At 65.8% G+C, this 23027-nt stretch carries 21 protein-coding genes; 8 read left to right on the plus strand and 13 right to left on the minus strand.

The window, feature by feature from the left end:
- The first annotated feature begins 76 nt into the window (after nucleotides 1–76).
- Genes AC6H0W_RS02130 through AC6H0W_RS02145 form a run of 4 tightly spaced genes read left to right on the plus strand, consistent with a single transcriptional unit; the run spans nucleotide 77 to nucleotide 6765 of the window.
- Nucleotides 77–2050 carry a TonB-dependent receptor domain-containing protein gene (locus AC6H0W_RS02130; RefSeq protein WP_497575462.1) on the plus strand — a complete coding sequence of 658 codons (1974 nt, stop codon included), beginning with the start codon at nucleotides 77–79 and terminating at the stop codon, nucleotides 2048–2050.
- Nucleotides 2050–5961 carry a cobaltochelatase subunit CobN gene (gene cobN / locus AC6H0W_RS02135; RefSeq protein ID WP_497575463.1) on the plus strand — a complete coding sequence of 1304 codons (3912 nt, stop codon included), beginning with the start codon at nucleotides 2050–2052 and terminating at the stop codon, nucleotides 5959–5961. Before AC6H0W_RS02130 ends, cobN begins: the two co-directional genes overlap by 1 nt.
- 1 nt (nucleotide 5962) lies before the next feature.
- Nucleotides 5963–6463 (plus strand): MotA/TolQ/ExbB proton channel family protein, encoded by a 501-nt coding sequence (locus AC6H0W_RS02140; protein WP_497575464.1) that lies wholly within the window; start codon nucleotides 5963–5965, stop codon nucleotides 6461–6463.
- On the plus strand, nucleotides 6463–6765 hold the full coding sequence (locus tag AC6H0W_RS02145; protein WP_497575465.1) for a DUF2149 domain-containing protein: 303 nt from the start codon (nucleotides 6463–6465) through the stop codon (nucleotides 6763–6765). Before AC6H0W_RS02140 ends, AC6H0W_RS02145 begins: the two co-directional genes overlap by 1 nt.
- 72 nt (nucleotides 6766–6837) lie before the next feature.
- Here the strand turns inward: AC6H0W_RS02145 and AC6H0W_RS02150 are convergent, their stop codons facing one another.
- Together AC6H0W_RS02150 and AC6H0W_RS02155 are read right to left on the minus strand one after the other, a co-directional pair.
- Nucleotides 6838–7830: an MBL fold metallo-hydrolase gene (locus AC6H0W_RS02150; RefSeq protein ID WP_497575466.1), complete on the minus strand. Its 993-nt coding sequence runs from the start codon at nucleotides 7828–7830 to the stop codon at nucleotides 6838–6840.
- Between the two features lie 296 nt (nucleotides 7831–8126).
- Nucleotides 8127–8627 carry a flavin reductase family protein gene (locus tag AC6H0W_RS02155; protein WP_497575467.1) on the minus strand — a complete coding sequence of 167 codons (501 nt, stop codon included), beginning with the start codon at nucleotides 8625–8627 and terminating at the stop codon, nucleotides 8127–8129.
- Between the two features lie 102 nt (nucleotides 8628–8729).
- Here AC6H0W_RS02155 and mutY point away from each other — a divergent pair, with 102 nt between their 5' ends.
- Nucleotides 8730–9800: an A/G-specific adenine glycosylase gene (gene mutY, locus AC6H0W_RS02160; RefSeq protein ID WP_497575468.1), complete on the plus strand. Its 1071-nt coding sequence runs from the start codon at nucleotides 8730–8732 to the stop codon at nucleotides 9798–9800.
- Between the two features lie 120 nt (nucleotides 9801–9920).
- Here the strand turns inward: mutY and AC6H0W_RS02165 are convergent, their stop codons facing one another.
- From AC6H0W_RS02165 to AC6H0W_RS02175, 3 genes are all read right to left on the minus strand, one after another.
- Nucleotides 9921–10517: an LON peptidase substrate-binding domain-containing protein gene (locus AC6H0W_RS02165; RefSeq protein WP_497575469.1), complete on the minus strand. Its 597-nt coding sequence runs from the start codon at nucleotides 10515–10517 to the stop codon at nucleotides 9921–9923.
- Nucleotides 10514–11137, minus strand: coding sequence for a flavin prenyltransferase UbiX (locus AC6H0W_RS02170; RefSeq protein WP_497575470.1), 624 nt, complete (start codon nucleotides 11135–11137; stop codon nucleotides 10514–10516). The genes AC6H0W_RS02165 and AC6H0W_RS02170 overlap by 4 nt, the downstream gene beginning before the upstream one ends.
- 101 nt (nucleotides 11138–11238) lie before the next feature.
- Nucleotides 11239–12063 (minus strand): ABC transporter substrate-binding protein, encoded by an 825-nt coding sequence (locus tag AC6H0W_RS02175; RefSeq protein ID WP_497575471.1) that lies wholly within the window; start codon nucleotides 12061–12063, stop codon nucleotides 11239–11241.
- A 157-nt stretch (nucleotides 12064–12220) separates the two neighbouring features.
- Between AC6H0W_RS02175 and AC6H0W_RS02180 the strand changes: the two genes are divergently transcribed.
- On the plus strand, nucleotides 12221–13360 hold the full coding sequence (locus AC6H0W_RS02180; RefSeq protein WP_497575472.1) for a substrate-binding domain-containing protein: 1140 nt from the start codon (nucleotides 12221–12223) through the stop codon (nucleotides 13358–13360).
- Here AC6H0W_RS02180 and modC read toward each other — a convergent pair.
- From modC to AC6H0W_RS02200, 4 genes are read right to left on the minus strand one after another with little or no spacing between them, the layout of a single operon-like run.
- Nucleotides 13335–14405 (minus strand): molybdenum ABC transporter ATP-binding protein, encoded by a 1071-nt coding sequence (gene modC, locus AC6H0W_RS02185; RefSeq protein WP_497575473.1) that lies wholly within the window; start codon nucleotides 14403–14405, stop codon nucleotides 13335–13337. The genes AC6H0W_RS02180 and modC overlap by 26 nt on opposite strands.
- Nucleotides 14402–15088 carry a molybdate ABC transporter permease subunit gene (modB, locus tag AC6H0W_RS02190; RefSeq protein ID WP_497575474.1) on the minus strand — a complete coding sequence of 229 codons (687 nt, stop codon included), beginning with the start codon at nucleotides 15086–15088 and terminating at the stop codon, nucleotides 14402–14404. The genes modC and modB overlap by 4 nt, the downstream gene beginning before the upstream one ends.
- Nucleotides 15089–15097: 9 nt before the next feature.
- The gene (gene modA, locus AC6H0W_RS02195) at nucleotides 15098–15847 is read right to left on the minus strand and encodes a molybdate ABC transporter substrate-binding protein (RefSeq protein ID WP_497575475.1); all 750 of its coding nucleotides are present in this window, start codon (nucleotides 15845–15847) and stop codon (nucleotides 15098–15100) included.
- A gap of 40 nt (nucleotides 15848–15887) precedes the next feature.
- The gene (locus tag AC6H0W_RS02200; protein WP_497575476.1) at nucleotides 15888–16709 is read right to left on the minus strand and encodes a TOBE domain-containing protein; all 822 of its coding nucleotides are present in this window, start codon (nucleotides 16707–16709) and stop codon (nucleotides 15888–15890) included.
- A gap of 145 nt (nucleotides 16710–16854) precedes the next feature.
- On the opposite strand from AC6H0W_RS02200, the gene AC6H0W_RS02205 reads away from it, so the two are divergent.
- Complete coding sequence (locus tag AC6H0W_RS02205) at nucleotides 16855–17289, plus strand: TOBE domain-containing protein (RefSeq protein WP_497575477.1); 435 nt, start codon at nucleotides 16855–16857, stop codon at nucleotides 17287–17289.
- A 12-nt stretch (nucleotides 17290–17301) separates the two neighbouring features.
- Here the strand turns inward: AC6H0W_RS02205 and AC6H0W_RS02210 are convergent, their stop codons facing one another.
- Entirely contained in the window at nucleotides 17302–18594 is a 1293-nt protein-coding gene (locus AC6H0W_RS02210; protein WP_497575478.1) for a nucleoside recognition domain-containing protein, read from the minus strand.
- A 159-nt stretch (nucleotides 18595–18753) separates the two neighbouring features.
- Nucleotides 18754–19347 carry a CBS domain-containing protein gene (locus AC6H0W_RS02215; protein ID WP_497575479.1) on the minus strand — a complete coding sequence of 198 codons (594 nt, stop codon included), beginning with the start codon at nucleotides 19345–19347 and terminating at the stop codon, nucleotides 18754–18756.
- Between the two features lie 206 nt (nucleotides 19348–19553).
- Between AC6H0W_RS02215 and AC6H0W_RS02220 the strand changes: the two genes are divergently transcribed.
- Nucleotides 19554–21209, plus strand: a complete 1656-nt coding sequence (locus AC6H0W_RS02220; protein ID WP_497575480.1) for an ATP-binding domain-containing protein — start codon at nucleotides 19554–19556, stop codon at nucleotides 21207–21209.
- 132 nt (nucleotides 21210–21341) lie between these two features.
- Here the strand turns inward: AC6H0W_RS02220 and AC6H0W_RS02225 are convergent, their stop codons facing one another.
- Both AC6H0W_RS02225 and AC6H0W_RS02230 read right to left on the minus strand, forming a co-directional pair.
- Nucleotides 21342–21803 carry a ProQ/FINO family protein gene (locus tag AC6H0W_RS02225; RefSeq protein ID WP_497575481.1) on the minus strand — a complete coding sequence of 154 codons (462 nt, stop codon included), beginning with the start codon at nucleotides 21801–21803 and terminating at the stop codon, nucleotides 21342–21344.
- Nucleotides 21804–21875: 72 nt separating this feature from the next.
- On the minus strand, nucleotides 21876–22955 hold the full coding sequence (locus AC6H0W_RS02230) for a substrate-binding domain-containing protein (RefSeq protein ID WP_497575482.1): 1080 nt from the start codon (nucleotides 22953–22955) through the stop codon (nucleotides 21876–21878).
- Nucleotides 22956–23027 lie beyond the last annotated feature (72 nt).

Raw genomic sequence — 23027 nt, forward strand, 5'->3', positions numbered from 1 at the left:
ACATTTTACTTTCTGTTCGATCTGCACTCAGCTCGAACCACCGCCAAGCAACATCCAGACGATCAAGGTAAAACCGATGAAAAACCGAAACATTGCCCGCGCCTGCCTGAGCGCAGTGGCCGTCTTGGGGGTCGGCCATGCGTCGGCGCAGACCAGCCATGCTGCGGCGCAACCGAACGCACCGCAGCACGTCGCCAGCCTGCCCTCGGTGGTGGTCACCGCCACCACCGGCGAACGCAGCGAGGCCGACGCACCCGCCAGCGTGGCGGTGATCGACGGCAATGGGCTGCGCAAACGGCCGGTGAATGATCTGGCCGATGCAGTGCGCAATGCGGTCGGCCTCAACATCGACGACGTGGGCCTCGGCCGCCGCGGCATCTCGATTCGCGGCATGAGCTCGGAACACACGCTGATGCTGGTGGACGGCCAGCGCATCAACTCGTCGGCCGGCGCCATCGCCCACTCGGACTTCGAACTCGGCTGGGTGCCCACCGAAGCGCTGGAGCGTGTCGAAATCGTGCGCGGGCCGATGTCCTCGCTGTACGGCTCCGAGGCGCTGGGCGGGGTGGTGAACATGATCACGCGCTCGTCCACCGACCGCTGGCGCGGGTCGCTCAGCTCACAGATCATGGTCAGCGACCACGGTCTGGGCGGCGATCAGCACAAGACCGGCTTTTACCTCGGCGGCCCGCTGGTGCCGGGTACGCTGGGCCTGAATGCGTGGGGCGAATACCGCCATCGCGATGCGCTGCGCTCGGCCGACAACCCCGACCTCACCGCGCTCGACAAGCAGCGCGCACGCATGGGGCACATCGGCCTGACACTGACGCCCGACGCACGACAACGCATCGACGCATCGGTGACCGCTGGCGACGAGGATCAGGAAGGCGTACGCGGCGGCCCCCCACGTCCGCTATACACGGCCGAAAACGAGGTGCAGCGCCGCCGCTATGCCTTGTCGCACTCCGGCGACTGGGATTGGGGCACCAGCCAGTTGCGCCTGTACCGCAGCACGCTCGACCGCATCACACGACGCAGCGACGGCGCCGACGCAACCGGCCCCAACCGCTTCACCGACACCGTGCTCGATGGCCGCGTCGGCTTCTCCGCCGGCGCAGCGCACCGCATCACATTGGGCGCCGAAACCCGTCGCGAACGCCTCGAAGACCCCAGCTTCACCCGCTCCGGCAAACAGAACCAGACCCATTACGCGCTGTTCGCACAGGACGAAATCGTGCTTGGCGAACAGTGGGAGCTGGTGCTGGGCGGGCGCTTCGACCACCACGAAGACTTCGGTTGGGAGGCCAGCCCGCGTGCCTACGTGTTGTTCCACGCCAGCGAGGAGCTGATCATCAAGGGTGGCGGGGGCCGCGGCTTCAAGGCCCCCACACTCAAACAGCTTTCGCCGGAGTTCGAATCGCGCGCGGCCATCGGCGGGCGCGGCATCGTGCGCGGCAACCCCGACCTCGAGCCGGAAACCAACCGCTCGCTGGAACTGGGCGCCACCTTTAACCGCGGCACCTTGTCGACCAGCGCCACGCTGTTCCGCAACGACGTGCGCAACCTCATCGAAACCGTGCGCCGGCCGGTGTGCGACGTGCCGCCGCTGATCTGCCTCGACTACGAGAACATTGCGCGCGTGCGCCTGCAGGGACTGGAGCTGACCGCCGGGCTCGACCTCACGCACAAGTGGCGCCTCGAGACCAACTACACCTACCTCGACGCGCGCGACATCGGCAATGACGAACGCCTCGCCGACCGCTCGCGCCATCGCGCCAACGTCGGCCTTGCGTGGGCCGCCAGCGACCGTTTCACCACCCGCGTGCAGGCCGAGTACACCAGCTCGCAGTACCGTTCGGCCACACTGCGCGACCGCCCCGGCTACACCCAACTGCACTGGTATGCCGACTACGCGGTGGGCAAACACTTGAGCCTGCAGGCTGGCATCGAGAACCTCACCGACAAGCGCCTCGCCAACGACGACGCCGCGCTGTACGGCCGTGCGGACGAAGGGCGCCGCTACTTCGCCGGCCTGACGGCGAGCTTCTGATGCGCGGGGCAAATGTATTGCGGCTGCTGGGCGGCGCGCTGCTCGGCAGCCTGTGGCTGTCGGCGCAGGCCGCGCCGGTGGTGCAGGTGCTGCACAACAGCTTCGTGTCGGCCGAGAAATTCCAGCGCCTGCTGCCCTTGGCCAGTGAAGCCGGCGTGCGCCTCGAGCATCTGAATGTCGAGCGCGCGTCCCCGACCGACATACGCGCTGCCACCTCCGGTGCCGCGCTGCTGGTGATCGACGGCCCGCGCCCGAGTGACCGCGAGCTTGTCGAACGGCGCGTGGAGGAAGCCGAAGCCGACACCACGCGGCCACGCCTGACGCTCGGCGGCGGGCGCCCGCTGTGGCACAACATTCCGCCACAATACGGTGGCGTGCTGGCCACGCACTACGCCGCGGGCGGTGAACAAGGTTTTCGCCGTTTTTTTGCGCTGGCGCGCGCGCTAAGCGACGGCACCCAGCCCGACCCCGCGCTGCTCGAAGCCGTGCAGCGCCTGCCCGCCACCGGCTTCTACCACCCGCAGGCGCCGCAGGTGTTCACCACGCTCGACGCCTATCTGGCGTGGTACGCCAGCCGCCCCGATGCCCCACCCGGCACCGGCCGCGTGGCCTTTCTGACGCATCCGGGCAACGTCGCCGACCTGCTGACACGCGACATCGACGAGTTGATCGCACGCAGCGAAGCCGCCGGCATGACGCCGGTGGTGTTCTGGCTCGACAGCGCCGCAGCCGATGGTCTGGTCGGCGCGCTGCAAGGCGGCAACATCGACGCACTGGTCAATCTCACCCACATGCAGAACGGCGCGGCGCGCAGCCGCGACTTCCTCGCGCTCGACGTGCCGGTGATCCAGTCCCTGCGCTTTCGCGAAGGCGAAGCCGCCGACTGGCCCGATGCGGTGAGCGGCGTTGCCGCGCGTACAACGGCGGTGTTCCTCGCCGGGCCGGAGGGCTGGGGCGTGAGCGATCCGACGGTGCTGTCGGCCGCCACCAACGGCGTCGAAGACCTGCTGCCGGAACAAGCCGACGCGCTGATCGGCAAGCTGCAGCACCTCGTCGCGCTGCGCCACACGCCGCCTGCCGAGAAGAAGCTGGCGCTGATGTTCTGGAACTACCCCGCTGGCGAAAAGAACCTGGGCGCGTCGAACCTCAACGTGCCGCGCAGCATCGTGTCGATCCAGTCGGCGCTGGCGGCAGAGGGCTACGACGTCAGCACGCCGGTGAGCGAGGACGAAGTCATCACCACCGGCCAGCGCCTGCTCGGTGCGCTGTACGGCAGCGTCAGCCTGGACGAGCTGCTTGCCGCAAACCTGGCCGGGCTGCTGCCGGTGGTCGAGTATCAGCGCTGGCTGGCCGGCCTGCCGGCAAAGCGTCGTGCCCAACTGCGCGAGCTCGGCCCGGCCGCGCGCCACCACGCGGTGCGTCAGATCGACGGCCGCGCGTATTTCGTCATCCCGCGCTGGCAGCTCGGCAAGCTGGTGGTGATGCCGCAAATGCCGCGCAGCGGGAACGGCCATGGCAGCTATCACGATACCGCCGCTGCACCCGATCACCTCTACATGGCGGCCTATCTCTACCTGCGCGGCCAGCAGAACAGCCACGCGCTGATCCACCTCGGCACCCACGGCACGCAGGAATGGCTGCCCGGCAAGGATCGCGGCCTGTCCGCACACGATTACCCGTGGCTGGCAGTGGGCGATGTGCCGGTGTTCTACCCCTACATCCAGGACAACGTGGGCGAGGCCATCCAGGCCAAGCGGCGCGGCCGTGCCGTCACGGTCAGCCACCAGACGCCGCCCTTCGCACCCGCCGGGCTGTACGACCAATTGCGCGACATCCATCACCTGATCCACGAGTACGAGCAGCTCGACGAAGGCATGGTGCGCGAGCGCGTCGCAGGTGACATTCGCGAAGCGGCCATTGCCGCTGATCTGCACGCCGATCTGGGCTGGAGTGCCGAACAGGCCGAGGCGGGTTTCGCAGGCTTCCTGCAGGCCGTGCACGATCAACTGCACGAGCTTGCCCGCGTGGCCATGCCGCTGGGGCTGCACAGCTTTGGCGTAGCGGCGGATGAGGGCCACCGCATCAGTACCATCGTGCAGCAACTGGGCGAGCCCTTCTACGCCACCCTCGGCGTCGAGGAGGAAGAGCTGTTCGTGGCCGATTTCAGCACGCTGCAAGACAATCCGGCCTACCAGGCTGTACAGCACATGCTGGATGAGGAAGCCGCGAAAACCTTACCGACAGCCGTTGCCGCCTTCACCGAACGCGCCCGTGAGCTGGACCGCCGCCTGCGCGACACACGGGAAAACGAAGCCCTGCTGGCGGGGCTGGCCGGGCGTTTCGTGCAGCCCGGCTCGGGCGGCGACCCGGTGCGCAACCCCGAAGTGGAGAGCGGTCGCAATCTGTACGCCTTCGAAGCCGACAAGATCCCGGCGCGTGCAGCCTACGAATCAGCCGCCACCGCCTGGGCACAACTGGTGGAAGCCTTTCGCGCAGAGAACGACGGCGCATGGCCTGCGAAGATCGCCTTCAGCCTGTGGTCGTCGGAAGCGATTCGCCACCTCGGTGTAACCGAGGCACAAGTGCTGCACGCACTGGGCCTGCGCCCGGTGTGGGATGCCGGCGGCCGCGTGACCGAACTGGAGATCATCCCTGCCGCCGAACTCGGCCGCCCGCGCACCGACGCAGTAGTACAGGTGACGGGCGTGTACCGCGACCAGTTCGACCACTTCATGCGCCTGCTCGACGACGCGCTGGCCCGTCTGGCTGAACTGGACGAAGCCGACAACCTCATCGCCACCAACAATCGCCGCATCGCCCAAACGCTTGAGCAGAGCGGGATGGCGCCGGACGAGGCGGCGGCCACGGCGCGCCTGCGCATCTTCAGCAATGCCCCCGGCGAATACGGCACAGGCGTACCCGACCTCGCCCTCGCCTCGACCGAATGGGAAGACGATGCCGTGCTCGGCCAGCAATTCCTGCAAAGCAGCCGCCATGCCTACGGCGGCGGGCAATGGGGCGAGGCCGCTGGTGAGGCCAACCTGCTGGCCGAGCAACTGCGCGGCACGCAGGTGGCGATCATGTCGCGCTCGTCCAACGTACATGGCGTGCTGTCCACCGACCACCCCTTCGAATTCCTCGGTGGGCTGTCGGCGGCCGTCCGCCATCTGGACGGCAAGGCGCCACAGCTGTTGATCTCCGATCTGCGCAGCCGCGAGGTGAAGACCACCGGGCTGGCGCGCTTTCTCTCGGACGAATTGCGCGCGCGCTACCTCAACCCGCAGTGGATCGGCGCCATGCAGCAAGAGGGCTACGCCGGCACGCTGGAGGTGCTGAACGTCACCAACAACCTGTTCGGCTGGCAAGCAGTGGACGCCTCCACGGTGCGCGACGACCAGTGGCAGGCGCTGTTCGACACCTACGTGAACGACACGCGCGAGCTCGGCACCAACGAGTGGTTCGAGCAGCACAACCCCACCGCGCAGGCGCAGATGCTCGAGCGCATGGCCGAAGCCATCCGCAAGGACTACTGGGACGCCTCCGAGGAAACCCGCCGCGCGCTGGTCGAGCGCTGGCAGCAACTGGAGGACGAGTTCGACGTCGATACCGGCGCCGCGCTCACGCGCCAGTTCATCGCCGACATGGCGCAGGGCTTTGGCCTGAGCGCCGCGCCCGCGCCGGAAGCCGCTTCGCCCGCCGACTCCGCGGAAGCACCCGAGTCACCGGAATCCGCAACCACCGCCACTCAGGCGCTGGAAAGCGTGCAAGGCCAGGTGCTCGAAGCCGTCGACACCGTCCCCCCCGACGACCGCCAGCAGCGCTGGGTGCTTGCCCTGATGCTGCTGCTGATCTCCGCTGGCGCGCTGTGGCAAGCCGCCGGCCACCGTCTGAAACCCCGTAACCGAGACTGAAATGACTGCCTTTTCCGCAATCGAAACCCTGCTGTACGACGTATCGCGCGTGTTCCTCGCGCCGGTAATGCTGCTGATTGCCGCCGCGCTGGCCTACGCGCTGATCATGCTCGGCGCATTCGCCGTCGAAGCCTGGCAGCGCCGCAGCGGCAAGCACCCGCGCGCACTGCATGCCTACGCCCACGCCGCCGGCCGCATCGAGGCCAGCGATGATCTGGAACTGTGGATCCTGCGCCGGCTGGAGTGGCTGCGCATCGTGTCGCGCACTGCGCCGATGCTGGGCCTGATCGCCACCATGATCCCGATGGGGCCGGCGCTGCTGGCGCTCGGCAGTGGTGACGCGGGTGAAGTCGGCCGCAACATGGTGGCGGCGTTTTCGGCGGTGATTCTGGCGCTGCTCGCCGCCAGCATCTGCTATTTCATTCTCACTGTGCGCCGTCGCTGGCTGCTGCAGGACCTGCGCGAGATCGAACGCGCCCGCCCGCTGGCCGAGGCCGCCTGATGCGCTTTCTGAACGAGGAAGACACCGACCCGATGCTGTCGGTGGTGAATCTGATCGACGTATTCCTGGTGATCATCGGCGTGCTGATGATCGTCATCGCCCAGAACCCACTCAACCCCTTCTCCCAGGAGAAAGTAGTGGTGATCGAGAACCCCGGCGAGGCCGACATGCGCATCACCATCAAGGAAGGGCAAGAACTCACGCGCTACGAATCGAGCGGCGAGATGGGCGAAGGCCAGGGCGCGCGCGCCGGCGTCACCTACCGGCTGGACGACGGGCGCATGATCTACGTGCCGGAATGACGCCACGCCCATGCGAAATTGAAGCCCCGCCGGAGCCACATTCGGGCTCCGGCGGGCCTCGGAAGCGAATGCTTACGGCCGCTCCATTTCACCCTTGATGACACGCGCACTGGTCTCCAGCGTCTCTTCGCCGCCCAGATCGGGGTAGCGCTCTTTCATCGCCGCGATCAGTTCATCGGCGGTTTCGGCGCGGCCTGCTTCTTCTTCGAAGGTGCGCAGGTAGTTGGCGGTGAATTCGACGGCTTCGACGCCCTCCTCGCTGCCCGGCGCCATGCGCCCCGGCACGACCACGTCCGGCTCCAGCGCAATGATCTGGGCCAGCATGGCGAGCCAGTGCTGGCGCGCCACCGTGGTGGGCGTATCGGCAATCCACACGTGCTCGCCGCTCACCACCGGGATGCCGCCAGCCACGGTACGGATCGACGGAATCCACACCACCGTGCGATCGGGCGTGGGGCCATCCAGGCCGAACACTTTCAGCTCCTGCCCTTCGAGCATCAGCGTGTCGCCCTCGAGCACTTCCGGCACCATCAGGTCCGCCGGGGCGTTCTCCGCCAGTTGCGGGCCCCATACCTCGAGCTGGCTGTCCTTGGTGGCTTCGATGGTCTCCACCGTCTGCGCAGTGGCGACGATGCGCGCGTCGGGGAATTCATTACGCAGCGTGTCGAGGCCGAAGTAGTACTCCGGCTCACTGTGGCTGATGTAGATGGTGGTCAGACGCTTGCCCGAAGCCTGCACACGCTCGGCCAACTGGCGTGCATCGGCAGAAGAGAACTGCGCGTCGATCAGCACTGCCTCTTCCTCGCCGCTGACGATCACCGACGAGACCCCGAAGATGGCTTCGTCGCCTGCCCTGAACACCTCAACCTCCAGCGCCTGGGCAACAGGTGTCTGCGCACCGGGCGCTTCGGCCGCAGGCGCTGCCGGCGCTGCCGGCGCGGCAGGCGCGGCAGGCGGCGGAGGCGCTTCGACCTGATTGCTCGTCTCCGGCGAGTCCGAACATCCGGCGAGTGTCAAAAGCGATGCAAGTACCGCCGCACTGCACAGCAATTGGGGCTTACGCATGGGCAAATTCTCCTCTGTGAGTCGCCGGCTCAGGCACCAAGGCGTCGGCAATGCCGCCGTGGGCGCCGAGCGCGGCTCCGTGAAATGGCGTTGGCCTAGTCCGACGCGACACCGGCGCACAAGTTCGCACGCATCGCAGACGAAGCGAAACGGGCGGGCCATCCGCGCGGGGGATTTGAGGAGAACGAAGGCACTTGCGCAACGGCGAAAGCGCCACGGAAAGCGCCCCTCAGGAAGGGGCGCAGAGGGTCATTCAACGGGCAGGCACACCGGGCAGGCGCCCGCTTGATGCGCCGTCAGGGCGCCAGGCGCTGGTAGGAACCGCCCCAGTAGAGCAGCGGCGGGCGGGCCTCGTCGCGGTCGAAACGCACCACTTCGGAGACGAACAGCACGTGATCACCGCCGGGGTGACGCATCGTGTTGCGGCACTCGAAGCGCGCGCAGCAGCCACGCAGCAGCGGCACGCCGTACAGACCTTCGTCGAATTCGAGCCCGGCGAATTTGTCATCCGAGCGCGAGGCGAAGAGGTTGGAAATCTCGTCCTGGTCGGCAGCCAGCACGTTCACCGCGTAGTATTCGCAGGATTCGAAAATCGGCACTGACGGCAGATTGGACGACAGGCTCCACACGATCAGCGGCGGGTCGAGCGAGACTGAGTTGAACGAGTTGACGGTCAGCCCGATCGGCTGGCCATCGGGCGAGCGGGTGGTCACCACGGTGATGCCGGTGGCAAACATGCCCAGGGCGTCGCGAAACTCGCGGGTGAAGGATGCGTGTGAAATCGGGGTTTGGGACATGTTGAAGACCGGTCGGAGATCGGAAGAGGTACGCAGACCGGTGGGCAAAATCAAAGGTTCCGCGATTATCCCCGCGTTGTGCGCTGCGGTCGAGGACGGCCGGTGAAACTGCTCGGGCCCGCATTTGCCGAACGCCTGCTGCAATGGCACGCGCAGCATGGCCGCCACGACCTGCCATGGCAGGCCACGCGCGACCCCTATCGCGTGTGGTTGTCGGAAATCATGCTGCAGCAGACCCGCGTGGAAACGGTGATTCCGTACTACGCGCGCTTTCTGGCGCGTTTCCCCGACATCGCCAGTCTGGCCGCTGCGCCGGTGGATGACGTGCTCACGCTGTGGAGCGGGCTGGGCTACTACGCCCGCGCACGCAATCTGCACAAAGCAGCACAGGCGGTCGTCGAACAGCACGACGGGCGCTTTCCGCAGTGCGCAATCGACATCGCCACGCTGCCGGGCGTCGGCCGCTCGACAGCGTCCGCGATTGCCAGCTTCTGCTTCGGCGAGCGCGCGGCAATTCTCGACGGAAACGTCAAACGCGTACTGTGCCGGGTGTTCGGCATTGACGGTTTTCCCGGCGAGCGCGCAGTCGAAGAACGCCTGTGGGCACTGGCCGACACGCTGATGCCGGCCGAGCATGGCGGCGATTACATCCAGGCGCAGATGGATCTGGGGGCCACGCTGTGCACGCGCCCCCGCCCGGCCTGTGTGCGCTGCCCGCTGGCCACCGACTGCGTGGCACTGGCCACCGGACGCGTCGGCGAGCTGCCCCAACCCCGCCCGAAGAAAGCCATTCCCCAGCGTCACGTGAGCGTTGCGGTGATCGTGCAAGGCGGCCACGTGCTGATGGAACGCCGCCCACCCACCGGCATCTGGGGCGGCCTGCTGGCACTGCCGGAGATCCCCGAAGGCGAGCGCCCCGCCGACTGGCTGCAGCGCCGTTTCAGCACACGCGCCGAATCAAGCAGCCCGCTCGGCACGGTGCGCCACGTGTTCTCGCATTTCCGTCTGGACATCGCGCCGACGCTGCTGCGTATGGCCGGTGACGCCCCCCGTGCAGCCGAACCCGGCCTCGAATGGCTCGCCCTCATCGCCCTCGACCAGGCCGGCCTGCCCGCACCGGTGCGACGCATTCTGGATGCCGTGGCTCAGCCGGATTTGCTCGATCAGGTTTGAGTCAGGGCGCTGCGCCCCCGACCTGTCATTGCGAGGCGCGCATCAACGAAGCAATCTCGTGAGTCAGCCACTCGCACGCGCAGCCAAAGCGGGCAGCGTGGCAGCCGAGGCCAAAGACCATCAATCCGGCTTCAGCCCCTGCTGCGACAGATAGCGCTGGATGATCTGCAAGCGGTCGATCGGCAGTTCCAGCTCGAGCAGCGCCTGACGTGCGCGCAGCGGAATCGGCAACACGCCGGCCAGCCGCATGCCGACCCAATCGGCGTCATCGAAGGCGTGCGGCGGCGGAAAATGCTCTTCGCCCAGGTCGTTCATGATGGCGCGCAGCACCGACAACAAGATGGCCTGCTCGGGCGGCACGGCCTGTGCCGGCCGTTCGGCCAGCCATTGCACCTCGGCGATCAGCAAACCGTTGGGGCCGACCTCGGTGTCGACGATGCGGTAACGCCGCTCGCCCATCACCGACACATGCATCAGCCCCGCCTGGGGGATGTCGCACGATACGATGCGCGCGCTGGTGCCGGTGGCATGCGGATGCGCGGGCGCGCCGACCTCTTTGCCTTCGGCGATCAGATTCACGCCAAACACCGACTCTTCGCGCAGGCATTGCGACACCAGATCGACGTAGCGCGCCTCGAACACCCGCAGCGGCAGCAAGCCACCGGGGAACAGCACAGTCTGCAGCGGAAAGAGCGGGAGCCGTGTGCGCTCGATCATTCGCCCGCCTCGGCGCCCCAGCGCTGCATCAGCGTGTGCGGCACGCCCAACTGGTCGAGCACCCGCGCGACGACGAAATCCACCATGTCATCGACGCTTTGCGGGTGTGTGTAAAAGCCCGGATTGGGCGGCAGAATCACCACGCCCAGGCGGGCCAGCTTGAGCATGTTCTCGAGATGGATAGCCGAAAACGGCGTCTCGCGCGGCACCAGCACGAGCTTGCGGCCTTCCTTGATGGCCACGTCGGCGGCACGCTCGATGAGGTTCTGCGACAGCCCGGCGGCAATCGCTGCCAGCGTGCCCATGGTGCACGGGCACACCACCATGGCGTCGGCCGGGTTGGAGCCCGAGGCCAGCGGCGCAAACCATTCCTCACGCCCGAACACGCGCAATTGCCCCGGTGCAGTCTTGAAACGTGCCGACAGCGCCGCTTCGACTTCAGCCGGGCGTGACGGCAGATCAAGATCCATCTCTTGCCGCGCGACGATCTGCGCCACCTGCGAATACAACAGCCACACTGTTGTGCCGGCACCCAGCAGGGTTTCGACCAGTCGCATGCCGTAGGGCATGCCGGAAGCTCCGGTGAAGGCAACGGCAACGGTGCGGGGCGGCGTAGTCATGGGCGGACGAACAGGCTGCGAAGGGATGCCGATGACTGTAGCACGAGCCCGCAAACGACAACGGGGCGCCCGCAGGCGCCCCGTTGTCGTGAATGCCGCGATTACTTGTCGGCGTTCGGGAAGAACAGTTGCTCGCCACCGATCTGGTAGGCGGCGATGGCTTTCTGGCCTTCGGCCGACACCAGCCAGTCGATGAACTTCTGGCCTTCGGCCTTCTTCACGTGAGCGTGCTTCTCCGGGTTCACCAGAATCACGCCGTATTGGTTGAAGAGCTTGTTGTCGCCTTCCACCAGCACTGCCAGATCGCCACGGTTCTTGAAGTTCAGCCAGGTGCCGCGGTCGGACATGATGTATGCGCCGGACGAGGCTGCAATGTTCAGCGCCGGGCCCATGCCGCAACCGCATTCCTTGTAGTTGCTGCCGGTTTCAACGCCAGCCTGCTTCCAGAAACGCAGTTCGGCCGAATGGGTGCCGCTCTTGTCACCGCGCGAGACGAACTCGGCGTTGGAGCTGGAAATTTTCTTCAGTGCCGCGACGATGTCCTTGCCCGCCACACCAGCCGGGTCGGCTTTCGGGCCGATCAGCACGAAGTCGTTGTACATCACCGGGTAGCGCTTGACGCCGAACCCCTCGGCAACGAATTTCTCTTCGGCAACCATGTCATGCACGAACACCACGTCGGCGTCGCCACGGCGGCCGGTTTCCAGCGCCTGACCGGTGCCTTGAGCAACCACGCGCACATCGATGCCGCTGGCCTTCTTGAACTCCGGCAGGATGTAACCGAACAGGCCGGATTGCTCGGTCGAAGTCGTCGAGGCGACTACAATAGACTGGGCATGCGCGGCGCCGACGGTGAAGGCTGCCACGGCAAAAACGGCGCAAGCTTGGCGCATCGACGCCGAAATGGAACGGATGTACGGTTTCATGGGGACTCCTTGAGATGCATTCGGCCGCAATCGCGGCGGTTGATCCGACCGGTTTCACGAGGTCGGGAACGCGGCAAAGGTCCGCCTGCATCGACGCCCCATGGCCGGGTTGGGCGTAATCTAGTGATCGCCACTTCATAGGGCAATATGAACACGTATGCATAGGGTGCAACTCAATTACACGCTCGCAGATCAGCGTGGCTCTTCACTCATTCGCAACCCACTGCTTGATCTTCTGCACGCCGTCGAAGACAACGGCTCGATCTCGGCCGCAGCCCGTCAGCTCGGCTACTCCTACCGTCACGTGTGGGGCGAGCTCAAACGCTGGGAAGTCGAACTCGAACACGCGCTGATCATCTGGGAGAAGGGTCAAGCCGCACGCCTGACCGAGTTCGGCACCAAGTTGCTGTGGGCCGAGCGCCAAGCGCAGGCGCGCCTGCAGGCGCAGATCGAGGGACTGCGCGCCGACCTCGAACGCGCCTTCGCCATCGCATTCGACGAGTCCACCCACGTACTGAGCTTCTACGCCAGCCACGACGATGCGCTGACCGCGCTGCGCGAGCAGGCACGCGGCGACAACCTGCACCTCGACATCCGCTTCACCGGCAGTGTCGATGCCATCCGCGCGCTGAACGAGGGGCGCTGCATGCTGGCCGGCTTCCACACGCGCATCCAGCCGCCACGCGGATCGCTCGCTTTCCGCACCTACAAGCCGATGTTCAAGCCCGGCCAGCACAAGATCATCGGCTTCGCGCGACGCTCGCAGGGGCTCATCGTGGCACCGGGCAACCCGCTCAAGCTGACCGGTCTCAAGAGTCTGGCGAACGGGCAGGTAAAGCTGGCCAACCGCGCGCTGGGTGCCGGCACGCGGTTGCTGCTTGATGAGCTACTGAACGAAGAGGGCATCGACCCGCAAAGCATCAAGGGCTACGACAGCGCCGAGCCGTCCCACGCTGCGGTGGCGCAAGCCGTGGCGGCCGGTCAGGCCGATGTAGGCATGGGCATCGAAGCCGCCGCGCATGCCCGCGGCCTCGACTTCATCCCGATCATCGAAGAGCAATACCACCTGGCGTGCCTGAAATCGGCACTCGACGAGCCGGGTGTGCTGGCCCTGCGCACGCTGCTGCAAACCGCCGAATGGCAGCGCTCGCTGGGGCGGTTGGCGGGTTACACGCCGGATCACTGCGGAGAAGTGCTGGCCTTGAGCCGCGTGCTGCCGTGGTGGAACTACCGCACCAAGAAGCACGCCGGCAAGGCCGGTGCGCGCTCACTCAACCAAGCAGCGCCACCGATTTGACCTGCGCCCACACGGCGCCCCCGGCCACCAGCCCAAGCTGGTCGCAAGAGCGCCGTGTGATGCCGGCCAACAGCGGCACCCCGCCGGCGTCGAGCCGCAACAGCACATGCGCGGGGTTGCCGACCGGCACGATGGCCGAGACCACCACCGGCAGCAGGTTGTTGATACTGGTGCCTTCCGAACGCGTGAGCGTCAGGCTCACGTCGCGCGCAAGAATACGCACCCGCACCGGCTCGCCCACCGCCTGACGGCAGCGCGCCACCAGCAGCGAGCCACCAGCGAACTCCAGCCGCGACAGGTGGTAAGCATCATCGTGCGCGCCCACCGTGGTCTCGATCATCACCCCGGTTTCGGGCGTCATGGCCAGCGGCAGATCCGTGCGCGCCAGCATCTCGCCCAGCGGCCCTGAAGCCAGCGCCTTTCCTTGTTCGAGCAGCACCATGTGGTCCGCCAGGCGAATCACTTCGTCGTGCGCATGGCTGACGTACAGCATCGGAATGTCGAGCTGATCACGCAGGCGCTCCAGATACGGCAGGATCTCGTGCTTGCGTGCGGCATCCAGCGCCGACAGCGGCTCGTCGAGCAGCAGCAGGCGGGGGCTGGTGAGCAGTGCGCGCGCCAACCCGACGCGCTGGCGCTCACCACCGGAAAGCTGATCGGGGTGGCGATCCAGCAGGTGCCCAAGGTCAAGCAGCGCCACCATTTCATCCCAGCCGATGCGCCGCTGCGACGGGTCGATGCGGCTCAGGCCGTATTGCATGTTCTTGCGCGCCGTCAGGTGCGGAAAGAGGTTGGCCTCCTGAAACACGTAGCCGATGCTGCGCTGATGCGTCGGCACGAAGTGCTTGCCGTCCTGCCACACCTCGCCGTCGAAATCGACGTGACCACCATCGATCCGCTCCAGCCCGGCGATGCAGCGCAGCACCGTGGTCTTGCCGGCACCGGAGCGCCCGAACAGCGCCGTAACGCCGCGTGAGGGCAGCTTCAGGTCGACATCCAGCGTGAAGTTGCCGCGATCTACGTTGAAACGTGCAGAAATCGTCACGACGCCACCCCCACCACCTTGAAGCGTTTGTTGATGGCATACACCGCCAGCAGCAGCGAGAACGACATCACCACCAGCACCAGCGCAAGGCTGTGTGCGGCCGCGAAATCCATCGATTCCACATGGTTGTAGATGGCGATGGAAGCCACCTGAGTGCGGCCGGGAATATTGCCGCCGAGCATGATGATCACGCCGAACTCACCCAGCGTATGCGCAAACGACAGCACCGAAGCCGTGAGAAAGCCACGCCGCGCCAGCGGCAGGGAAATCGTCAGGAAACGGTCGAGCGGGCGCGCACGCAGTGTTGCAGCGGCCTCCAGCACACGCGTGCCGGTGGCCTGAAAGGCGTTCTGCAGCGGCTGCACCACGAAGGGCAGCGAATAGATCATCGAACCGATCACCAGGCCAGCGAAGCTGAAGGCCAGATGCCCGATGCCGATGTCTTCCAGAAAACTGCCGATGGCACCCCGCGGCCCGAGCAACAGCAGCAGGTAGAACCCCACCACCGTCGGCGGCAGCACCAGCGGCAGTGACACCAGTGCCTCGACGAAGGTCTTGCAGCGGGATTTCGTGTGCGCGAGCCACCACGCGAGCGGAACGCACAGCACGATGAGGATGGCCGTGCTGATCACCGCCAGTTTCAGCGTGATCCACAGCGCGGTGAGGTCTTGCGGTGAAAGCATGCAACAGCCTTATTCGAAACCGTAACCCGCTGCCTCAATGACCTTGCGCGCCTCGGGGCCGCGCAGCCATTCCAGGAATGCCGCGGCAGCCGCCACATCGTCGGCGCGTTTGAGCACCACGGCCGCCTGAGCGATGGGCGTGTATTCAGCAGCCGGCGGAATCCAGTGTGAGCCCGGAATACCGGCTTCGGTCTTGACCTGCGCCAGCGCGACGAAACCCAGGTCAGCCGCGCCACTGGCGATCTGGCTGTGGGTCTGGCCGATCGACTGCCCGCGCACGATCTTGCGCGCACCGTCGAGCGTATCGAACACGCCACGCTTGCGCATCACTTCTTCCGCCGCCACACCGTACGGTGCCACTTTCGGGTCGGCGATGGCGAGGTGACGGAAGCTGTTGCTCGCAAGCACCTTGCCTTCCGCATCCACCACGCCTTCACGGGCGCTCCACAACACCGGCACACCGTAGGCGTACACGAAACGTGTGCCCTTAACGGTCAGCCCCTCGGTTTCCAGCCGCTCGGGACGCGCGGCATCAGCCGACAGGAACACGTCGAACGGCGCGCCATTGACGATCTGCGTGTAGAACGCGCCGGACGCACCGGAACTGATGACCAGATCGTTACCCGAGGCCTTCTTGTACAACGGGGCCAGCGTCTGCAGCGTGCCGTAGAAGTTGGCGGCCACCGCCACCTTCACTTCGGCCGCCCACGCGGGCACGACAACCAGCAGCGCAAGCCCCGCCAAGCACTTCTTCAACATGTGATTCTCCTTGCAGGAACAGATGAATGCCTTGCGGCAGTCAGTCGTAGGTGGCCAGCATCACGCTGGATGCCTTGAAGATGGCGCACGCCCGCTTGCCGGGAACGAGGCCGAGGGATTCCGTGCTGTCATGCGTCAGCACGGCCGCCAGACTGCGGCCCGAAGGCAGCGTCAGCGTCACTTCGTCATTCACCGAGCCGTGATGCACTTCGGTGATTTCGCCCCACAACTGGTTGCGCGCCGTGACACGCAACTCGGGGTCGGTGGAGATCAGCACCGAGGGCGCCTTGACGAAGGCGAACACCTCGCGGCCAATCGCCAGATCGAGGTTCTCGGCACTGGTGCGGGTGATGATGGCCGCCAGTTCGGTGTCACCGTCGATGCGCAGGCGCACTTCGAAGTCCACCTCGCCATCTCGCAGCGCCACGACCGGGCCGGAGAACTGGTTGCGCGCACTGCTGCGCATCTTCATGCGATGCATCAGGCGGCGAAAGCCTTCCACGTCGATCGGCGCATCCTGCCCGAGCCGCTCGCCCACACGTTCGAGCGCGGCCTGGGTTTCGATCTCCAGCGCGCGATACAAGGCCACCACACGCCGGCCGTATTCGGTCAGCGCCGTGCCGCCGCCCTGCCGCCCGCCCGATACGCGCATCACCAGGGCCTCGGGGGCGAGGTTGTTCATGGTATCGATGGCATCCCAGGCGGCCTTGTACGACAAGGGCACCGCCTTGGCCGCTTGGTTGATCGAGCCCAGTCGATCAATGGCCTCGAGCAGGCGGATGCGGGTATCGGAGTACGCAAAGCCGGCTTCGGCCTCGATGGATACACGGCTGAGGATGCGATCCGAAGTACGCTGATTCATGTATGTGTAGTGGCCTGTTTATAAATACGGGCTGATTTCAGCCATACTTTCGATTTCAAGGCGGTGCATGATGAATCGCACCGCCATTTTTTTATTTAGTTGACTATATAACGCAGTCTGCTCGAAAGACAAGGGATCTTCATTCATGACCGGAATCAGTGCACGCAACGTGCTGCCCGCACGCATCGTGTCGATGCACGACGACGGCACCACCTCTCAGCTCGAGCTGGCCCTTCCGGGGGACGAACGCCTCATCGCCACCGTCGCGCGCGCCAGCACCAGTGAGCTCGGGCTGCGCACCGGAAGCGAGGTGCTGGCAATGGTGAAAGCGCCGTGGCTGACGATAGCCGCGGGCAGTGGAGTGCATGCCTTGTCGTCACCCAATCAGTTGATCGGCGAGGTCACGCAGATCGTGGCAGGCAAAGTGAATGCCGAACTGTGGCTGCGCACGCGCGGCGGCAACGCGCTGGTGGCCGTGCTGCCGCGCGACACCGTGGCGGAATGCGCATTGATGGTAGGCGACACGGCCACCGCCATCATCAGCCCTTCGGACGTGGTGATCGGCGTACGCGGCGGCTGAGCCGCCACGCCTTTACAAGAACAGGAAGCTGCAGATCACCACGGCGGCAATCACCGCCACTACGTCGGCCGTCAGCGCGGCGGCCAGCGCGTGGCGGATGCGCCGGATCTGCACCGCGCCGAAATACACCGCCAGCACGTAGAAGGTGGTTTCGGTGGAGCCCTGCAGCGTCGTCACCAGCATGCCGACGTAGCTGTCGGGCCCGATATTCGGGTCGTTGATGATCGACGCCATGATGCCGTAGGCCCCTGAGCCGGACAGCGGGCGCAACAAGGCCATCGGCAGCGCCTCGGCCGGCAGGCCGAACTTGCCGGTGATGGCGCCCAGCGTCGTGACCATGTAGTCCATCGCCCCGCTGGCGCGGAACATGCCCACGGCTACCAGAATCGCCACCAGATACGGGATGATGCGCAGCGCCACCTGGAAGCCGTCCTTGGCGCCTTCGACGAACACCTCGTAGATGCGCACGCCGCGAAAGACGCCAAACAACAAGAAGCCCACCATCAGCCCCGGCACGATCCATGGCGAGATCGCACGGCCATACACGATGGTGAGCGGAATCAGCGCGAAAAGCCCGGCAAACGCCACAATCGACACCCACGCCGGATACGCCCCGCCATCGTCGGGCAACTGCTCCTTGGCCTCTTCGGTGACCCACGGGCGGTCGAGCGGCGCAGCATTCGGGTCGAGCGGCCCGACCGGGAAGAAGCGCTTGTAGAACCACACGGCCGTGATCGCGGCAATCGTCGAGCAAAGCGTGGCAAACAGGGTGGTGGGCAGAATCGCCGCCGGGTCCATCGAGCCCGCGGCAGCGCGGATGGCGATCACGCCGGTGGGCAGCAAGGTGACGCCCGAGGTGTTGATGGCGAGAAACAGCGCCATCGAGTTGGTAGCCGTACCGGGTCGCGTGTTGAGCTTGTCGAGCTCCTGCATGGCACGGATGCCGAAGGGCGTGGCGGCGTTACCAAGGCCCAGCGCATTGGCCGACATGTTGAGGATCATCGCGCCCATGGCCGGGTGGTTGGGCGGCACTTCTGGGAACAGCCGCGTCATCAGCGGCCGGATGATCTTGGCGATGATGATCAGCAGGCCGCCCGCCTCGGCCACCTTCATCAGGCCGAGAAACAGCGTCATCACGCCGACCAACCCCAGCGCCAGCTCCACCGCGCCGCTGGCCGACTGGATCATGCCGGTGGACAGCGCCTCCATCGGCGACGGCGTACCCTCGACCGGCACGTGCGAAAGCTCGCGCCAGGCTGCAGCCGCGAACGCGACCAGGACAATGCCGAGGAAAATGCCGTTCACCGCAGAGCCTCCGGGCGAAGGATTCGCGGAAGGGCTGCGGAGATGTACGGGGTGATCAAGGTACGGCGACTCCTGCGGTGCGGGGCGACAGACGGCAAACAGCCGCCATCAGATCATGTCACCCCGCGTCACACAAGCCGCGGGCGGTAACGCCGGGCTTCAGGCGTTGACCAAGGTCTCTTCGATTTCCGCAAAGGTACGCGCAGCGGTCATCGGCACCACCGGCAAGCCGAGCTTGCGCGACAGGTCGGCCGCGGAGAACACGCCGCACACCTGGGGCGCGCCGGCAGCATCACTGCGCATCACCAGCGCATGCTGGCGGCCATGCGCGCGCATGGTCTCGACCACGTCACCGACGCGGGCAGACTTCAACTCGGAGACGTTGATGGCCTCGACCTCGTCGGCCGGCGTCATGATGTCCTGCACGCGCACCTCGTCATGGCGGATGCCGCGATCACGCACGATCTGCATCGGCTTCTCGCCGAGGATGTCGTTGCTGGTGATGAGCCCCACCACGAAGCCGGCGTGATCGACCACGAACAGCATGCGCACGCGGCGTTCGAGCATACGCTCGTGTGCGGCATCGACCGTCTCGTCGGCATGCACGGTGGCAGCCGCCACACGCGTCAGATCGGTCATTGCGCTCAGCGCCGGCTCAGCCAGCATCTGCTCGAGCGGCTGCGTTACGGGTTGCTCGACGAGACGAGCCTTGTCGGCCAGCGCCGTTGCGGAAATCACATGAAAACGAGCCATAGCAATACCTCCTGTTCGGGCTGCGGCCAGACGGTCACCGGGTTGCCGCAGCGGCAGCACCTCACGCTTGTCGCCGGACCGTCAGTTTCACTATGGTCCCGCACTGCAACATGCGCAAGCAGCGGTAAACCCTGATGCAAGCGCGTCACGCATGGCCTTGAACGCTTGGCGTACCATGCACATTTTGCCACCCACCCGGCCTCGTCATGCCTCGCATTCACCCCGAAGGATGGCGCCAGATTCCCGCCAGCGGAGCGCTGGCGCGCAAGCTCGAAACCCTTGCCGAGCTGGAAGAGGGGCTGCCTGACGGCTTCACCGTGTTCCACGGCATCCACTGGACGCGCGCCGAACACGAGCACCTGCTGTTCGGCTCGGTGGATTTCGCGGTCGTTGGCCCCTCGGGCCGCGTGCTGCTGATCGAACAAGTGGCCGGCTTTCTCGACGAAACGCCCGAAGGGCTGGTCAAGCGCCACATTCGCACACGGCGCAACATCAGCGTTGAACTGGCACGCACCACCGAACATCTGCGCACCCGCCTCAAGGCCAGCCTCGACGGCATGGAGCCCGAGCTCGACCTGCTGCTGTACTGCCCCGATTTTCACGTGCGCGACCCCGGCAGTGCCGGCATCGACCCCAGCCGCATCGTCGATGCCAACCGGCGCGAACAACTGGTACCCAAACTGCAGGCCTTGCTCACGCGCGACGAGACCGTGGCCGACGAACCGGCCGTGCTGGGCCGCATCACGCGCTTTTTCGCCGACGAGCTCGAACTCGCACCCGACACCAGCGCCTTGGTCGGGCAGGCTACTACGCTGTACACACGGCTGGCCGGCGGCCTCGCCGAGTGGGGTCGGCGCATCGAAATGCAGCCGCACCGTTTGCGCGTCACCGGCACCGCCGGCAGTGGCAAGACGCAACTCGCGCTGGCCGTGCTGAACGACGCCGTGGACACCGGGCGGCGCGCGCTGTACGTGTGCTACAACCGCCCGCTGGCCGATCACATCTCGCGCATTGCCCCGCCCGGCAACGACGTCACCACCTACCACCAGTTGTGCGACCGCATGCTGAGTGCCGCCGGCAAGCGCCCGAGCTTTGGCGGGCGCGATGCCTTCAAGCGGCTGGAACGCGATTTCGCGGCGCTCGACGTGGCCGCTCAGTACGACGAACTGATCGTCGATGAAGGTCAGGACTTCACCGAAGAATGGCGCGACGCGCTGCTGCGCCTGCTGACGCCCGAGGGCCGCGCCTGGTGGCTCGAAGACCCGATGCAGAACCTGTACGACCGCCCGGAAGTAGATCTGCCGGGCTGGGTGCGGCTCACCAGCGAGCGCAACTTCCGCAGCCCCTCGGACATCGTCAGCCTGCTCAACCGCAAGCTCTCGGCCGAACGCCCGATGGAGGCCGGCAGCCCACTGGCGGGCTCGGAAGTAGAGATTTCGCTGTGGAACACTGAAGAAGAAATGATGGAGCGCACCCGCCGCGCCATCACGCGCGCCATCGGGCTGGGGTTCAAGCGTGAGCACATCGCGCTGATCACCTTCCGCGGGCGCGAGCATTCACGCTTCACGGGGCTGGAGCGCCTCGGCCAACATACCCTGCGCGCCTCCACCGGCCGCTACGACCTGCTCGGCTCACCGGAATACACGGCGGGTGATTTCCTGATCGATTCGGTGCACCGCTTCAAGGGCCAGGCCGCACCCTGCGTGATTCTCACCGAGATCGACTTCGCCACGCTGGACGTGCGCAACCAGCGCAAACTCTTCGTCGGCGCCACGCGTGCGGGGATGAAATTGATGCTGGTGATGTCGCAGCGGGCCGCGCAAATGCTGGAACTGACCGCCAGCGAAGGCCCGATAACGTAGGTCGGGGTGATTGCCGCGAATTGCGAGGCTACCGGCACCTCAGGCGCCGTCGCATTTCGCCTCTGAAGGCCCCTCACCGACGCCGGTCATCCGACGTAGGGCGCAATAAGCGAAGCGCATTGCGCCGGATGTTCAGCGCTTGGAAAACTTCCCGACCAGCTGATTGAGCCGTTCAGCCTTGCGCTGTTCGGCCTGCTCTGCGCGTTCGCGCTCTTGCTGCTCCTTCTGCTCGTCGCGCTTGCGCTTGGCCGCGGCGGCAAAACGCTCTTTCAGCGTCTGGGCAGCGTGGCTGCGGTGCTCTTCGGTAATCTCGCCATCCGCCTTGCCATCGAGGTCGAAACGCTCGGTGGCCTTCTCGACGGCCTTCAGATAGCGCGTGGACGACACGTGCATGCGCATCGCTGTACGTACCGTCTTGCGGTCGAACTCGGGGAAGCGCGCATGAATGGCCTTGTCGATGCCAAGCGCCAGCGGCTTGCAGTCGCGAAAGGTCGGCGACACCTCTTGCAGGCGGCGCAGCACTTCACGCGGTTCGATGCTGACTTTCTGAGCGGTGGGCTCTGCAGACGTGTCTTGGGGGCTCTCGGATGCCATCAACGGAAAAAGCGGGTTCGGATGGGCGGCAATGATCGCACGAATCCACGCAGCAGACTCATCCGATGGCGATCATTGTGACGCCATCACCTCATCCAACGTCATCACCGTGCCGGTGCCGGTGCCGTCGTAGCCGGGCAGGCCCGATACCGCGGCACGGAATTTCTCGCCCTGCATGATCTCGATCATCTGGCGGATCGACGGCGATTTGAGCGCCGAGGCATTACAGGCAAAGAAATAACGCTCGCGCGCGAGCGGAATGAAATCGAGCTTGAAGCGCGCCGCCGCCGTCTGCACCCCCAACCCGACATCGGCCATACCGCTGGCGATGTAGGCCGCCACCGCCGCGTGGGTGAGTTCAGCATTCTGAAAGCCGCGAATGCGGCCGGGGTCGATGCCGCGGCTCTCGAGCAGCAAATCCAGCAGGATGCGCGTGCCCGAGCGCGGCTGGCGGTTCACGAAGCGCACGTCGTCGCGCGTGAGGTCTTCTAGGCTCTGGATGTTCTTGGGGTTGCCCGGCAGCACGAACAGCCCTTGCTTGCGCTCGGCCAGGAAGATCAGGCGGTGCTTTCGCGGCTTGAGCCACTTGCGATAAAGGTTCCACGCCTCGGCCTCGAACTCGCCCAGCGGCACATGGAAGCTCGCCAGATCGCAGTCACCGCCGCGCACCAGCGACGCCACCGAGTCGAGGCTGCCGCGGTATTTGAGATCGACCGGAATATTGTCGGCCACCAGAAAGTTGCGCAGCGTCTCCACCGCAAAGCCGTGGCTGGCGTTGATGCGCAGGATGCGCTCTTTCTGCTCGATGTTCTCCAGCAGCTCGGCTTCGAGCTCCGAGGCGAGGCTGTCGAGGGTCGGTGCCAGACGGGCCGCGATGCGCTTGTCGGCCCACAGCAGCTTCTTGCCTAGCGCCGTCAGCACGGTACCCCGGCCACGCTCCTTGCTGACCAGCGGCGAGCCGAATACGTCTTCTGCCGCACGCAGCAAACCCCAGCCGTGGCGATACGAAACCTTCAGATTGGCGCAGGCCTGCTCGATCTGGCCCACCTCGTCCACCGCCGACAACAGAGCCAACAGGCCGGGCAAGGCAACCTGCACATCGCCATCCCGCGAAACCTGCCACGTCGGTTTGATCGTCACGCTGATCTTCATGTGCAAATCATCTCATATTGAGAGGTTTTTTTTCGTCTGCTAGCGTACCGATACGCAAGCATGGGCTGAATG

Source organism: Pseudazoarcus sp. NS20 (assembly GCF_059703745.1).